This is a genomic window from Proteiniphilum saccharofermentans, assembly GCF_900095135.1.
GTDB lineage: Bacteria > Bacteroidota > Bacteroidia > Bacteroidales > Dysgonomonadaceae > Proteiniphilum > Proteiniphilum saccharofermentans.
Genome location: NZ_LT605205.1, coordinates 3548632 through 3564516, shown reverse-complemented (window position 1 = coordinate 3564516; position 15885 = coordinate 3548632). Strand labels below are relative to the sequence as shown.

Below are 15885 nucleotides of genomic sequence, written 5' to 3'. Positions count from 1 at the left end.
GTTTTTTCTTGTTCTTCATCTAATAAAATGAACTGCGGTTAAGAATGGATGATTCGCAACTTGTCATAGCATGTAAGAAACAGGACCGTAATGCCCAGAAAATATTGTACGAGCGGTATGCTCCTATGATGATGGCGGTATGTTTACGTTACAGCGGGGAAGAAGAGACAGCCCGGGACTTGTTGCACGATGGATTTATCCGGGCTTTCACGCAGATCGGCTCGTTTTCGGGCAAGGGTTCTTTTGAAGGTTGGCTCAGACGGATTTTCGTGAATCTGGCATTGGAGAATTACAGGAAAGAGAAGCAGAAGTACCGGTTTATGGAGGAATATAGCTATGTCAATGCCGATGAGTCGGAAATCCAGGCGGATAATTCACTGGATATTGAAAATATCCCCAAGGAAGAGGTACTCGATATGATAAGGAATTTACCGCCCGGATACAGGACAGTGTTTAACATGTATATTTTCGAAGAGATGTCGCACAAAGAAATTGCCCGGGTGTTGGGTATTAATGAAGCTGCGTCGCGTTCGCAATTTTTCAGGGCAAAGAATATGCTCCGGAAGAAAATTTCAGCCATCCTGCATAACAATCAAAGACAGATACAATGATGTCAGATAACGATATTAGAAAAGGATTTCAATCAAAACTCAGCGGTTTTGAAGCGCCTGTCCCGCCAAATGGCTGGGATAGCGTGGAGCGGTCGTTGAAGGCAGCTGCGGCTGCCCGGACGGTACTTCGCCGAAGATGGTATGCCGGTTCGGCAGCCGCTGTGCTGGTACTGCTCGTCGGCAGTATACTGTTTATCCGAAATCCTATGGAGCAGGGGGAGACGATGGTTTCCGAATCGGCTTCTACAACATCCCCGACCGGTAATACTCCGGATCCCGGTACAGAGATGGCTTCAGCTTTGGAATCAGTGTCAGAACCGATTACCCGGCCGGTTGAATCCGGGCAGCTTTTGGCTGCAAGGTCTTCCGGAAAAGCTGAAACCGGAAAAAAATCGGTTATTCGCTCATCTTCTCCGGCGGGAATGCTGGCGGCATGGATGAAGCGTGAAAAGTTAGGGGGTGAGAATGCAGAGAAGAAAGTGGAAGCCGGCACACTTCACCTATTGACAAAACCTGAGGAAAAGGAGGTAGTCCAAGAGGATGAAAAGTTGTACGAAGAAGAAACAATTACAGTCGGTGGAAATGAGAAAATCCTTTTTGCCGAAGCGGGTGTACCCGAAAGGGGGCAAGGAACCCTTTTGCTTGCCGTCAACGGGAGAGGGGGGCTGACCGGCTACCAACAAACGGTAAACTCACCCATGACTTTGAGAGCGGCTTCTGTAAACACCGACAACAAATATATGACGGAAGCCAATAAAAACTTACAGGTCCAGACCAATAATGCGACGAACAATGTTTCTGAAATGGAACATGACCAACCGGTGTCATTCGGTATCACGGTTTCCAAATATCTGTTTGACGATCTTTCCGTTGAAACCGGCCTTGTTTACTCTTATCTTCACTCTAAATCCAGGAATACCAATGATAATTTCAAAGTGCAGGAAGTGCAAAAACTTCATTATCTGGGTATCCCGTTGAATGTGAACTACAATATTTTCTCTTTGGGACAACTGAATGTGTATGCTTCCATAGGAGGAATGGTGGAGAAAGATATATATGGTGAATTCCGGAAAATCAAAGAGGGGCAGGCATCTGCGAATTTCAATAGCGCAGCAGAAGGATCGGAAGAGAAGGAGATTACAAAGATATCCCAAGAGAATCCCCAGATATCGGTCAATGCCGGTGTGGGACTTTCCTATCCTATCTACGACAGGCTGAGGTTCTATGGGAAAGTAGGGGGAGCCTATTATTTTGATGCGAAAAACCAATATAAGACTATTTATTCCGACAGGAAGATCGTGATGGATATTAATGTGGGATTAAGGTATGAATTTTAATATTAATATAAAATAGAAAGTAGAAATGAAAAAAGTAATTTTGTTTTTGAGTGTTATCGGAGCAACACTTCTGATGACATCCTGTTTGGGAGAAGGAGGAAATAATTATACAGATAGCTCTTTTGTATATTTAGATATGGATGAGAGGGGGCAGATCTACGGAAAGACTTTCTCACGTTGGTCGGGTTATTCTCGGGTAATTACTACCAACTCTATGTTGACCATGGATCCCGGCACATTTAAATTTATGGTATACAGTTGGGATGAAGCGAATGGAACTGCCCCAATTACAGTGGACGGTCAAAGTTTCCAGGCTGACATAGTACAGCTTGCAGACAAAGTGATAGACATCTCCCAAAAAAGCCTGAACATGGGTGGAATTCCGGTAGTGGAAGAGCCGGTAGGCTTTGATGAGATCCTGGATCCCCTTTATAGTAACTCCAAGAGCTTTATGAGGGACTACTGGATTATCGAATATGGTTATTCAGCTAAAAAAGGTGAAACGGGCCGGGTTGAATTCTATAAAAGAGATGAATTGAATGAGAAGGGAGAAATAGTAATTGAAGCGCACCTTACTTTAACCGGTACACCGGACGGTACAACCGTTGAAAAGAGGGGGGATGCCGTAGCTCTTTATATGGGTCAGTTGCGTTCGCTGGCAGAAGGTTCTCAAGATAAAAAGTTGAAGATAAGATTTGCTTATTATAAGAATAAGGGTGACAATACGGAGCCGGAGCTGGTTGAATTGCAAAATGCTGTGGAGTGGAATATTAGTGAAGAGAACTAAGTTTTACTGTCATATAATAGAAAACGACAGCTCCTCGATAACAGGAGCTGTCGTTTTTTACTGACGTCGTGATCAATGAAACTCTTCTCTTTCAAAAAAATCATGTACCTTTGCAATCCAAAATCAAAAAGGAATGTGGAGGGATATTTTTATCACTATTGCGCAGCTCATTGTCGCGTCTCCCCGGGCATGGAAAGATGTGGAAAAGGAAAAGAGGACGCAGCATGAGTTCCTTTACCGTTTCCTTCATCCCATATTCGGAATCATTGCCTTCACTTCTTTTGTGGGAGGTCTGTGGTTCGTGAGGGAAGGGAATGTGGAGAATGCGTTGAAGGGTGCTATTATTAGTGTTGTAGGAGTCTACGGCGGTTATTTTATTGCTGCTTATCTGCTGAATGAAATTGCTCCCCGCTTTGGTTTAAGCAAGGACCTGTCCCGCTTTCAGCAATTCACAGGCTATGCTTCAGTAGTACTCTATGCCTTGTTTATCGTTACACCTTTTCTATCAGAACTCTTTATTCTCTGGTTATTGGTGCTTTACACCATTTATGTGGTGAATGTTGGATTCATTTATTTTATGAAAGTACCAAAAGCAAAAGTCACTGATTTTACGGCAGTAGCATCTGCCATTATCATTCTGTCGCCGGTACTTATCTGTACTCTTTTTTCCTATTTGATAAAGTAATGAAGCAAGCAGCTATCAATATAAAGAACAAACGTGCCACGTTCGATTACGAACTGGTTGAAACCTTTACGGCAGGTATTGTACTTACCGGCACCGAGATCAAGTCGATCCGGCTGGGAAAGGCGAGCCTGGTAGATACCTATTGTTTCTTCGAGCGGGGAGAATTATGGGTGCGTAATATGCATATTGCCGAATACTTTTACGGTACCTATAATAATCACAGTGCCCGGCGCGACCGTAAACTGCTCCTCAATAGAAACGAACTGCGCAAACTTTCCCGTCTTACCAAAGAGACCGGATTCACTATTATTCCCATCCGTCTGTTCATCAATGAAAAAGGATTGGCCAAAATTGTGATTGCGGTAGCGAGAGGGAAAAAGCAGTACGATAAGCGTCAGTCCCTGAAAGAAAAAGAAGACAAGAGATCAATGGACAGGATGTTTAGGAAGTGAAAAGTTAAAAATTAAAAGTTAAGAAGTGGAGGAGTGGAGAAGTGGAGGAGTGAGAAGCAGGAAGCGGTTTCGTAATGATATAGTTTATCCGGCGTTCAGGAAATCGGGCTATACCACATTATGGTTGTTGAAGATTATTTTACCCGTTTCCCTGGTCGTGAGATTGTTGGATTATTACGGCATACTCGTGTTTTTTGCCGGTCTTCTCGACCCTGTTTTTATTTATCTGGGATTGCCCGGCAGTACCGCCATTGTTTTTATCACCAGTATTTTCCTTCCGCTCTACGCGCCGCTGGCTATTATCACCTCCATGTCGATCACCCTGAGGGAACTCACTATTCTGGCGCTGATGTGCCAGATATCTCACAATCTTCCGGTAGAAAGTGCTATTCAGGCGAAGACCGGAACACCCTTCTGGACTGTCACCACTTTGCGGATCACAATGAGTGTTGTCGTAGGGTTGTTGTTGAATCTGATCCTACCGCAGGATATGGGAAATCCTGTTTTTGTGCAGACAGACGTAGCCGTAATAACCTCATTGGGCGATCTGTTGTTGCTTTGGCTGAAAAGCTCGTTACAGGTAATGCTTCTTATTGCCGTAATTGTTTTTTCACTGAATCTGCTTTACAGTCTCCTCCATGCTTACAGGCTGATCCCTAAACTGAGCAAGGGTATTGAACCGTTACTAAGGTTTTTCGGCCTGCCGGCAAGTACCGGATTTCTCTGGCTTATCGGCTATATTGTGGGGCTGGCATACGGGGGTGCGCTGATGATGGATCAGATGAAGGAGGGAAAGGTGAACAGAACCGATGCTAATTTGTTGAACTATCATCTTGCCATGTCTCATTCCGTACTGGAAGATAACATCCTTTTTATAGCGCTCGGTGTATCCGTCTGGTGGATACTGGGAGTACGGTTGTTGGTTGCGTGGATAGTGGTGTGGATGAGAAGATTTGTTTTGAAGTTGAGGTTTGGCAGTTCAGAATTGAAAATTGAAAATTGAATTTTCTTAGGAATGAGGGCAGAGACAAGCTTGCTTGTACTATGCCGAGTGACGACAGAAAATCAATGGAGTTAAAGTTGAAAATGGAAGACTTCTGATGGTGGACCATCAGGACAGTTCATTTTGAGCCTAATTGAAACAAAATATGACAAAGAAGAAAATAGAAGATATTCTGCCCGGTCGCATCCTGATCCTGGATGGTGCGATGGGTACAATGATACAACGTTACGGTCTTACAGAAGCTGATTTCCGGGGTGAGCGGTTCAAAGATTTCGATCGGTTGCTTAAAGGCAATAACGACCTGCTTTCGCTTACCCGTCCCGATGTGATTGGCGAGATCCATCGTGAATACCTGGCTGCCGGTGCCGATATCATCGAAACCAATACTTTCAATTCCACATCGATCTCGATGCAGGATTACCATATGAGCCATCTGGCCCGTGAGATCAATCTGGCGGCAGCCCGGCTGGCACGTGAAGCAGCCGATGAGTTTACCCGGAAAACGCCTGGGAAACCCCGGTTTGTGGCGGGATCCATCGGACCAACCAACAAGACGGCGTCGATGAGTCCCCAAGTAGAGAATCCCATGTTCCGCTCGGCAGTCTTTGACGACTTCAAAGCAGCTTATAAAGAACAGATCAGCGCATTGGTGGAAGGTGGAGTAGACATCCTTCTGATAGAGACTATTTTTGATACGCTCAACGCGAAAGCTGCTATTTTTGCTGCTGAGGAGGTAGCGGAAGAGACCGGTATAAAAACGCCTGTCATCCTTTCTGTTACTATTTCCGACAGAGCAGGACGAACCCTTTCGGGGCAGACGCTTGGCGCTTTTGTCGCTTCCGTCAGCCATGCCAATCCGTTGGCTATCGGGTTGAACTGCTCGCTGGGAGCGGCTGAACTGAAGCCTTATGTGAAGGAACTGGGGCGCATTGCTCCTTTCTATATCAGCACTTATCCCAATGCCGGATTGCCCAATCAACTGGGTGAGTATGACGAGACCCCGGAAAAGATGGCTGCACAGATCAAAGAGTTTGTGGACGAAGGTCTGGTAAATATCATTGGCGGATGTTGCGGTACAACTCCTGCCCATATCGCCGAATATGTACGTATAGTAGAAAACGGTGTACCTCATCAAAAGGCTTCTTCTCCGGAATACCTGCGGCTTTCGGGATTGGAGATGCTGGAGGTGTCGCCCCAGATTAATTTTATGAATATCGGGGAGCGGTGTAACGTAGCCGGATCGAAGAGGTTTCTGCGATTGATTCAGCAAAAGAACTATGAGGAAGCGCTCGATATTGCCCGTAAGCAGGTAGAGGACGGAGCGCAGGTGCTCGATATCAACATGGATGACGGGCTGCTCGATGGGGTGGAGGAAATGACCAGCTTCCTGAATCTGTTGGCATCTGATCCCGATGTATCACGCGTACCCATCATGATCGACTCCTCAAAATGGGAGGTATTGGAAGCCGGCTTGAAATGTGTACAGGGGAAATCAATTGCCAACTCCATTTCGTTGAAGAACGGAGAGGCGGAGTTCCTCCATCAGGCGCGGTTGGCGCAGCGCTATGGGGCGGCAGTAGTGGTAATGGCTTTCGATGAGACGGGACAGGCCGACACCTTCGAACGCCGTATCGAGATATGCGGTCGTGCTTATAGATTACTTACCGAAAATGATTTTGATCCGAAAGATATTATTTTCGACCCTAACGTGCTGGCTATTGCTACGGGGATCGATGAACATAAGAATTACGCGGTGGATTTCATTAAAACCGCACGATGGATCAAGGAAAACCTGCCGTATGCCAAAGTGAGCGGAGGAGTGAGCAACCTTTCTTTCTCATTTCGCGGGAACGATTATGTGCGGGAAGTGATGCATTCCGTTTTTCTTTATCATGCCATTCGTGCCGGGATGGATATGGGTATCGTGAATCCGGCGCAGTCGGTGATCTATGAAGATATCCCTGCCGATGTGAAAGAACTGGCCGAAGATGCGGTGCTGAACAGGCGCGATGACGCTACCGAGCGGATGATGGCTTATGCCGAAAAGATCAAAGGAGAAAAGAATCCGGAAGCGGAAAAAGGCAAAACAGAGGAGTGGCGTACGCTTCCCCTTGAAGAACGGTTGAGTCACGCATTGGTAAAAGGGATAGGGGATTACATGGAAGAGGATCTTGCCGAAGCGCTGCAAGCCTATCCTCGTGCGGTGGATATTATCGATAAACCGTTGATGGATGGAATGAACCGGGTGGGCGACCTTTTCGGTGCGGGAAAGATGTTCCTTCCGCAGGTAGTAAAGGCGGCACGCACCATGAAAAAAGCAGTTGCGATCCTGCAACCTACCATTGAAGCCGAGAAAGCGATCGGTGATTCGCAGCGGAAAGCAGGCAAGATAGTGCTCGCCACAGTGAAGGGAGATGTGCATGATATCGGTAAGAATATTGTCTCCATCGTATTGGCCTGCAATAATTATGAAATTATCGACCTGGGGGTAATGGTGCCTCCCGAAAAGATTATCGAAACGGTAATCAGTGAACAACCCGATATTGTAGGGTTAAGCGGATTGATCACTCCGTCGCTCGAAGAGATGGCCATCGTCGCCACTGAGATGGAAAAGGCAGGTTTCAGTCTCCCCCTGCTGATCGGTGGAGCTACTACTTCGAAACTGCATACGGCACTAAAGATAGAACCGAAATACAGCCTGGGTCCCGTAGTTTATGTCAAAGATGCCTCGCAAAGCCCATCGGCGGTTGCCAACCTGATGAGCCCCGGTAACAGGAATGACTATATCCGGAAAGTAAAGGATGAGTATACGGTGTTGAGGGAGAACAGTACACGGAAAGTGGTCGAACTGGTTTCATTGGAAGAGGCCAGAAAGAATGCTTTCAGTATCGACTGGAGCGGATATGAGGCTGTCGTTCCCCGCACATTGGGACGTGTGAAGCTGGAACATATCGATATGGCTGAGATTATTCCCTATATCGACTGGAAATTCTTTTTCCATGCCTGGAATATGTCGGCCAAATTCCATACTGTCACCAAAACGGAACGTACCAAAGAGGCTCGTGACGCATGGTTGGGCGGATACCGCGAGGACGACCGTGAAAAAGGGCGGGAAGCTGAAAAACTGTATGACGACGCCGCAGACATGCTGCAAAAATTCGTCGATGAAAAGGCTGAATATGTCAAAGCGGTTTTCGGGATATATGAAGCATACAGTGAAAATGATACAATTTTCGTCGGCGGTACGCCTTTCCCGTTCCTGCGCCAGCAGAAGAAGAACGACAAGAATGAGTACTTCTGCCTGAGTGATTTTATTGCGCCACGCCATACGGGGAAGAAAGATTATATCGGTACTTTCGCCGTCACTGCAGGAGTGGGAGCGGAAGAGCAGATGGGCCGTTATGAGGCGGAAGGTGATGAATATGCAGCCCTGTTGATGAAGTCGTTGCTCGACCGGCTTGCGGAGGCAGCTACAGAGTGGTTGCATGCCAAAGTGCGTCGTGAATACTGGGGGCATGCAGCAGAAGAAAACCTCTCGATTGCCGAAATGTTCGCTGTGAAGTATGAGGGGATACGCCCTGCGGTGGGTTATCCCTCTATCCCGGATCAGACAATGAATTTCCTGCTGCATGATGTACTTGCCACCCCGGAGATCGGTATCTTGCTCACTGAGAACGGTGTTATGTATCCCAATGCATCGGTCAGCGGACTCTTTTTCGCCCATCCGCAATCAAAATATTTTGCCATTGGGGAGATATCGGAAGTGCAAGTAGCTGACTATGCCAGACGTAGAAATGTGACACCCGACGAGATTCGCAAGTTCCTGCTGGCCAATTTAGCATAGTTGACAGAAAGGTTTTGTATCTTTGTACACATAATTCAGAGATATCATGCGAAGTTTCGGAAGCGACAATAATTCCGGTGTAGATCCGCAAATCATGCAGGCACTGATGAGTGCCAACAACGACCATACCATAGCGTATGGCGATGATCCATGGACCCATGAGGCGAAGGGAGCGATCCGCACGCTTCTTGGAGAGAAAGAGGTAGAGCCCTTTTTTCTATTTAACGGTACCGGAGCCAATGTAGTGGCATTACAGGCTTGTACATTGCCTTTCCATTCAATCCTTTGTGCTGCTACCGCCCATATTGCGGTGGACGAGTGCGGCGCACCTGTGAAGATGACCGGGGCAGCGTTGAAGGAGATCCCTACACCCGACGGTAAACTTACCCCTGCTTTAGTGCGTCCTTATCTGCATGGCTTTGGCTTTGAGCATCATTCCCAGCCGAAAGTGATCGCTATTTCACAGACCACGGAACTGGGCACGCTTTATACTCCCCAGGAGATAAAAGCACTTGCCGATCTGGCACATAATCATGATATGATCCTTTTTATGGACGGTACACGGATAGCCAATGCCTGTGCCTTTCTGGATGTCCCGCTGAGGGAGATGACTGTTGATGCCGGGGTGGATATCTTTACGTTGGGAGGCACGAAAAACGGACTGATGTTCGGCGAGGCGCTTGTGCCATTGCGTAAGGAATTAGCTGAAAACATGAGGTATTACCGGAAGCAGACCACTCAGCTCTATTCTAAAATGCGGTTTATCTCCGCACAGTTTATTCCTTACCTGAATGAAAACATCTGGCTGAAGAACGCGAAAAGATCCAACGATGCGGCACAGAAGCTCTATGATGAGATAGACAGGATTGGAGGGATAGAGATTACACAACCGGTACAGTCGAATGCTCTCTTTCTGATTCTTCCCCGGGAGATTACTGATAAATTACGGGAGAGATATTTCTTTTACGATTGGGATGAATCCCGGAACGAGGTTCGCCTTGTGTGTTCGTGGGATACTACCGATGAAGATATCCGGGATTTTGTAGATTATTTGAAAGAATTGATCAGTTAAAAACTAAAAGTGAAGATTTCAAGATTCAAAGATTCAAAGATTCAAAGATTCGTAACTCATAATTTAAAACTTCTTTATTTCTAATTTCTTAGTTCCAATTTCTTAAATAAAAAATATGTTCGAATTTTTAGACGTTTACCCCTGGCTGTTGCCTTTTATCATTTTCTTTGGCCGTATTATCGATGTTACTCTGGGTACCCTGCGAATTATTTTCGTTTCCAAAGGGGCAAAAAATATAGCCCCTATCATCGGTTTTGTAGAGGTCTTTATCTGGATAGTGATTATCTCACAAATTCTGGTCCGTGCCAACGACATAGTATCCTATTTGTCGTATGCCGCCGGTTATGCCACGGGAAATTACGTAGGTATCCTTATTGAGAACCGGATCGCTTATGGTATTTTGCTCTGTCGTATTTATACGCAGAAAAACGGAAAAGAACTGGTGCAGATGCTCAATCAGGTGAATTTTGGCGCTACGATGACTCACGGCACGGGTTCGACCAATGAAGTGGATATCATAGAGACCGTTGTGGACCGGAAGGAGATGAAGACGCTGGCACTTATGCTGACTCAATTTGACAGCAATATTTTTTATGTGGTGGAAGATGTACGCACCAAGAAGAACGGTATTTTCCCGAAACGGAAGACGATCCTGTCGCGCTGGCGAGTCGGGAAATGAAGAAGGCGGCGCTAAAGGTCGTCCGCCTGCATTCTCTTCGCCTCTTGCCAGATCACTTCCATCTCGTCCAGCGTCATATCTTTCAGCGATCGTCCCTGTTCTTTTACCTTCTTCTCCATATAGTCGAAACGGTAGATGAATTTTCGGTTGGTGCGTTCCAGCGCATTATCAGGATTTACCTTGTAGAGGCGGGCGGCGTTGATGACACTGAAAAGCAGATCGCCGAATTCGGCTTCGATCCGGTCACTATTCATCTTTTCAATCTCGACCTCTAATTCTCCTAACTCCTCTTTTACCTTATCCCACACATCATGACGTTGGTTCCAGTCAAATCCGGCATTGCGTGCCTTGTCCTGGATCCGGTAGGCTTTCACCAGTGCGGGAAGGGCAGCAGGTACACCCTCCAATACCGAATGTTTCCTTCCTTTTTCTTTCAGTTTGAGTTGCTCCCAGGACTGTTCTACCATCCCGGCTGAATCGGCCTGTTGATCGCCAAAAACATGAGGATGACGGAATATCAGTTTGTCACACAGGGAATTACAGATGTCGGCCATATCGAATGCCTGCTTCTCTTCCCCTATTTTAGCGTAAAATACCACATGTAGCAGCAGATCTCCCAATTCCTTTTTGATTTCGGCATTGTCGTTGTTGAGGATCGCCTCCGCCAACTCATACGTTTCCTCTATGGTGTTTGCCCTGAGGCTTTCGTTGGTCTGTTCCCTGTCCCAGGGGCATTTCTCCCGCAACTCATCCATGATGTCGAGCAAACGGCCGAATGCCTCCAGTTTCTGTTGTCTGTTGTCCATATCTACAAATGGAAGAGACGCCTGAACGGCGCCTCCTCATAAATTAATTATTTCTGAGATTGAATTATTTTCTGAAATTTTTTAGTCCCGTCTGCAGGAATTCCACATAGTTATCCACACTCTCGTCATAAGCGTGTGAAGGAGAAAGCGGTTTTCCCTGGTGATTAAGTACCACGTAAAAGGGTTGTGACTGGGTGCCGAACTTGTGGCGCTGCAGGTAACTCCACTTGTCGCCTACTGTACGCAGCTTTGACGTCCTTCCGTTTTCATCGACTTCGATTGTTTCGGGCAGCCGTGTACGTTCGTCCACCATGAGCACGATAAATACAAACTCCTCGTCGATCAATTCCCTCACACGGTCGTCAGCCAGTACTGTGGCATCCATCTTGTGGCAGTTCACGCAGCCGTGACCGCCAAATTCCAGCAGTACCGGCTTGCCCGTCTGTGCGGCATAGGCCATTCCGGTCTCATAATCGTCGAAGACCTGGTTCATCGGGTTGTGCGCCAGCTTAAAATCCTGCGTCGACAATGGCGGCACGATGGAACTGATAGGTTTCAGCGGTGCGCCCCATAAACCGGGCACCAGATAGATGGTAAAGGCAAAGGAGAGTATGGCCAGGAAGAGCCTGAAAAGAGGCACATGAGACAGGTCACTGTCGCCGTGCAGTTTGATCTTTCCCAGGAGGTAGAGTCCCAGCAATGCGAAGATGACGATCCACAACGAGAGGAATATATCACGGTTGAGGATACCCCATCCGCCGGAGAGGTCGGCCACCGATAAAAATTTCAGGGATACGGCCAGCACGATGAATCCGAGCACCACCTTCACAGCGTTGAGCCAGCTTCCCGACTTGGGTAATGTCTTGAGCCAGGAGGGGAAGATGGCAAACAGTGTGAACGGTATAGCCAGGGCAAAGGCGAAGCCGAACATGCCCAGGGCGGGAGCCAGGAAGTTACCTTGTGTGGCGGCATCCACCAACAACCATCCAATGATCGGGCCTGTGCAGGAGAAGGAAACCAGTGCCAGGGTAAATGCCATGAAAAACAGGCTGATAATCCCCGTGGTGCTGTCCACCTTACTGTCCATCTTATTGGTCCATGACGAGGGAAGCACGATCTCGAAAGCTCCCATGAAGGAAAAGGCAAAGGTGATGAGCAGGGCGAAGAAGATCAGGTTGAATACCGGGCTCGTAGCGATATTATTCAGTGCGGCGGCACCGAAGATAGCGGTGATGATCAGCCCCAGCGTCACATAGATGATGATGATGGAGAGACCGTATATCGTGGCATCCTGTATGGCTTTCCTGCGGCTCTTCTTGTTCCTGTTCAGGAAGAAACTGACCGTAATGGGGATCATCGGCCAGACGCAGGGAGTAATCAAGGCGGCAAAGCCCCACAAAAGACCTTTCAGGAAGATGCTCCACAGGGAGGCGTCGGCATGATCGTCCGCCCCAAGTGCGTTCAACTCTTCAATGACCGGCGACCAGAGCTGTTCCCTGTCGGTACTGGTTAAAGAGACCGGGGTATCCGGGGCAATTGTTTCTTCTGTTGTATCTGCCGGTACTTCTGTTTCCGCAGGAGTGGAAAGCAAGGTACTCTCTCCGGTGGATGTATTTCCGGCTACTGTTACCGAAGCGGGCAGGTCGGATGCAGCGAATGAGAAATCTACCGGTAAAGGAGGTGTACAGGTCTGGTCGTTACATGCCTGTGCACGCACGTTCCCTTCGATGGAAAAACCGACCTTGTCGGTTATTTTCAACCGCTGGGCAAAGGTGGTCGAACCGGTAAAGGTGCCGATCTCCATTCCGAAAATCTCGTCATGCTTCACTGTCGCTTTCTTATCGACCGACTGGAACTCGCCGACCGCTTCTGCGCCGGTTGTCTTGTCGAACTCGATCATGGTGGGGTTGGGGCCGCCATCCGGTATCTTCGTGTCGTACATATACCATCCCTGCTGGACAGAGGCCTTGGCAATGATGTTGACCTCCCCGTTTCCGGCATCTTCAAGGGAAAAATCCCAGGTGATTATATCCTGGGCAGATATAAAAGCTGTAAAAAGAAAGAGAAAACCAAAAAGAGTGGTTGCTATTTTTTTCATAACAATGACTATATTCTTTTGAAATTAAACGACAAAGTTAATATACCGGGGTTAATATACTAAGTTAATATCAGTTATAAAGAGTTTTGACGCGTTAAATCTCTTTTAATGGTCTGGGGATACCGTTTCCTGTACGATTTTCACCATAAAATGGTACAGGTCGGCGATTTGTGTGAAATCCTCTATCAACTGAAGCGCGATAGCTTCGTTGAACAACCGTTCGTCCGTCAGCGGCAGTGTTTTGAGTACATATATGTTTTTACGTTGCATCCACGGCTGATAGAATTCGGGGAGATCATTGGACAGCGGGCGTTTATAGGTTTCTCCGGCTACCTCGAACCCCGTATCCAATGCTGTTTGTGCCATCTCTTTGAACGATTCGGGATTGTATCCAATTTCCTCCCTCAGGTGGTCTGTTACTTTCCGTTTGGGCATAAAAAGCCCCATTCCGTACATGAAATATTCGTCGCTGAATTCAGCAAAATAACCGGGGAAATTCTCCCAATGTGTGGTCATACGCTGAAAATTCAGCCACATACTGGTTTTGTACGGGGCTTTGTTTGAAGAGAATCGGATATCGCGGTAAATGCGTGAGAGCATTTTTTGCGGTCTCAGGTCGAACATCGGATCAATATTATACATGGATGGTGAAAGCATGACAGCCAGCGCACGGAACGGCTGTAGGAGTACCTCCTGGTAAACGGTTTTGTGTTCATCAAACCATTGCTTGTAGTTGTTTTCTTTCAGTTCCTGTAAGAACCGTACGGTTTCGGGCTTAAATCCCGTAAAGGATGGAATCTCTTTCATGAGTGTGATCTTTTTTACTTGTAAAATTAGCAAAATAAATCATAGGATGTATCTGCCCAATGTCGAATTGAAATTCGTTTGTATTTTATTCATGTCGTCTATCGAAATTAGTAATAAAAAAGAGGATAAAATCACATAGTGATATATCCTCTTTTACCCGGTATGTCAACGTTACTTCTATTCGATACCTGCTTTTCCATACGGGATACCCAACGCGTCTGCCACTCCTCTTCCGTAGGCCGGATCGGCCTTATAGCAGTTACCGATATGCCGGATCTTTATGATCTCGTCACTGGAACCCATGTTCCGTGCCGTGTTTTCAAAGAGACGTTGCTGTGCATCGGGTGTCATCAGTCGGAATAGCTTACCCGGCTGTTCATAGTAATTATCGTCGTCTTCGCGGAAATCCCACCGTTTGATATCGCCGTCCACTTTCTGTACCGGTTCGTTATACTCGGGTTGTTCCTGCCACACGTTGTAGCTGTTCGGTTCATAATGCAGGGTAGCACCCTGGTTTCCGTCCACGCGCATTTGTCCGTCACGATGGAAAGGATGATAGTTTGCTTTATCGACGCCTTTGGGGTAGTTTACCGGAATCTGGTGGTGGTTCACCCCGAGGCGGTAGCGATGAGCGTCACCGTAAGAGAAAAGGCGTCCCTGCAGCATCCTGTCGGGCGAGAAACCGATACCCGGCACCACGTTGGCCGGATTAAAAGCAGCCTGTTCCACATCCTGGAAATAATTATCGGGATTGCGGTTTAACTCGAATTCCCCTACCGGAATAAGCGGAAAGTCCGCTTTATACCACACTTTGGTAAGGTCGAACGGATTGTATGGCATGTTTTCAGCCTGTTCTTCAGTCATAATCTGCACATAGAGTTTCCATTTCGGGAAATTACCATTGCCGATCGCTTCGAACAGATCCCGTTGATGACTTTCCCGGTCTTTTCCCACCACCATTTCGGCTTCCGCGTCAGTAAGGTTTTCTATTCCCTGTTGTGAAACAAAATGGAATTTTACCCAATGGCGCACATTTTCTGCGTTGATAAAGCTGAACGTATGGCTTCCGAATCCGTGCATATGGCGGTAGCTGCGGGGAATACCCCTGTCGCTCATGGTGATGGTTACCTGATGGAGCGCTTCGGGAAGGTTCGTCCAGAAGTCCCAGTTGTTGTTGGGACTGCGCAGGTTGGTGTGCGGGTCGCGTTTTACCGCATGGTTCAGGTCGATAAATTTCAACGGGTCCCGGAAAAAGAAAACAGGCGTGTTGTTGCCTACCAGATCCCAGTTGCCTTCTTCAGTATAGAATTTCATTGCAAAACCGCGGATATCCCGTTCGGCATCTGCCGCGCCACGTTCACCTGCAACGGTAGAAAAACGAACGAACATTTCCGTTTTTTTGCCGATTTCCGAAAAGATCTTGGCTTTCGTGTACTGCGTAATGTCATGGGTTACGGTAAATGTGCCGAATGCACCCGATCCTTTCGCATGCATACGCCTTTCAGGAATTACCTCCCGGTCGAAATGAGCCATTTTTTCCAGAAACCATACATCCTGCAGCATCATTGGCCCCCGCGGGCCTGCCGTCATTGAATCCTGGTTGTTGCCAACCGGCGCACCTGCAACGGTGGTCATTTTCCGTTGATCCGCCTTGTCTTTCTGTTTTTTCAGTTCTTCTGCATCCATAAATTTAAATTTTAAAAA

General features: G+C 47.2%; 13 protein-coding genes. 9 read left to right on the top strand and 4 right to left on the bottom strand.

Annotation, left to right across the window (positions count from 1 at the left end; all coding sequences use genetic code 11):
* Positions 1–44 precede the first annotated feature (44 nt).
* From PSM36_RS13830 to PSM36_RS13790, 9 genes are all read left to right on the top strand, one after another.
* The gene (locus tag PSM36_RS13830) at positions 45–611 is read left to right on the top strand and encodes an RNA polymerase sigma factor (RefSeq protein WP_076931426.1); all 567 of its coding nucleotides are present in this window, start codon (positions 45–47) and stop codon (positions 609–611) included.
* On the top strand, positions 608–1948 hold the full coding sequence (locus PSM36_RS13825; protein ID WP_154671034.1) for a porin family protein: 1341 nt from the start codon (positions 608–610) through the stop codon (positions 1946–1948). The genes PSM36_RS13830 and PSM36_RS13825 overlap by 4 nt, the downstream gene beginning before the upstream one ends.
* 25 nt (positions 1949–1973) lie before the next feature.
* Entirely contained in the window at positions 1974–2735 is a 762-nt protein-coding gene (locus tag PSM36_RS13820; RefSeq protein WP_076931424.1) for a hypothetical protein, read from the top strand.
* A 133-nt stretch (positions 2736–2868) separates the two neighbouring features.
* Positions 2869–3420 carry a YIP1 family protein gene (locus tag PSM36_RS13815; RefSeq protein WP_076931423.1) on the top strand — a complete coding sequence of 184 codons (552 nt, stop codon included), beginning with the start codon at positions 2869–2871 and terminating at the stop codon, positions 3418–3420.
* Positions 3420–3872, top strand: a complete 453-nt coding sequence (gene smpB, locus PSM36_RS13810; RefSeq protein WP_076931422.1) for an SsrA-binding protein — start codon at positions 3420–3422, stop codon at positions 3870–3872. The genes PSM36_RS13815 and smpB overlap by 1 nt, the downstream gene beginning before the upstream one ends.
* 25 nt (positions 3873–3897) lie before the next feature.
* Positions 3898–4875 (top strand): nucleoside recognition domain-containing protein, encoded by a 978-nt coding sequence (locus tag PSM36_RS13805; RefSeq protein ID WP_232001462.1) that lies wholly within the window; start codon positions 3898–3900, stop codon positions 4873–4875.
* 145 nt (positions 4876–5020) lie between these two features.
* A complete protein-coding gene (metH, locus tag PSM36_RS13800; protein ID WP_076931421.1) occupies positions 5021–8719 on the top strand; it encodes a methionine synthase in 3699 nt (1232 codons plus the stop codon).
* Positions 8720–8765: 46 nt separating this feature from the next.
* The gene (locus PSM36_RS13795) at positions 8766–9791 is read left to right on the top strand and encodes a threonine aldolase family protein (protein ID WP_076931420.1); all 1026 of its coding nucleotides are present in this window, start codon (positions 8766–8768) and stop codon (positions 9789–9791) included.
* Positions 9792–9906: 115 nt separating this feature from the next.
* Complete coding sequence (locus PSM36_RS13790; protein WP_019538798.1) at positions 9907–10470, top strand: DUF2179 domain-containing protein; 564 nt, start codon at positions 9907–9909, stop codon at positions 10468–10470.
* Between the two features lie 11 nt (positions 10471–10481).
* On the opposite strand, the gene mazG is transcribed toward PSM36_RS13790, so the two are convergent.
* From mazG to PSM36_RS13770, 4 genes are all read right to left on the bottom strand, one after another.
* Entirely contained in the window at positions 10482–11276 is a 795-nt protein-coding gene (gene mazG, locus PSM36_RS13785) for a nucleoside triphosphate pyrophosphohydrolase (RefSeq protein ID WP_076931419.1), read from the bottom strand.
* Positions 11277–11340: 64 nt separating this feature from the next.
* Entirely contained in the window at positions 11341–13374 is a 2034-nt protein-coding gene (locus PSM36_RS13780; RefSeq protein ID WP_076931418.1) for a protein-disulfide reductase DsbD family protein, read from the bottom strand.
* Positions 13375–13479: 105 nt separating this feature from the next.
* Positions 13480–14181, bottom strand: a complete 702-nt coding sequence (locus PSM36_RS13775) for a DUF2461 domain-containing protein (protein ID WP_076931417.1) — start codon at positions 14179–14181, stop codon at positions 13480–13482.
* Positions 14182–14358: 177 nt separating this feature from the next.
* The gene (locus PSM36_RS13770) at positions 14359–15867 is read right to left on the bottom strand and encodes a catalase (protein ID WP_076931416.1); all 1509 of its coding nucleotides are present in this window, start codon (positions 15865–15867) and stop codon (positions 14359–14361) included.
* Positions 15868–15885: the final 18 nt, after the last annotated feature.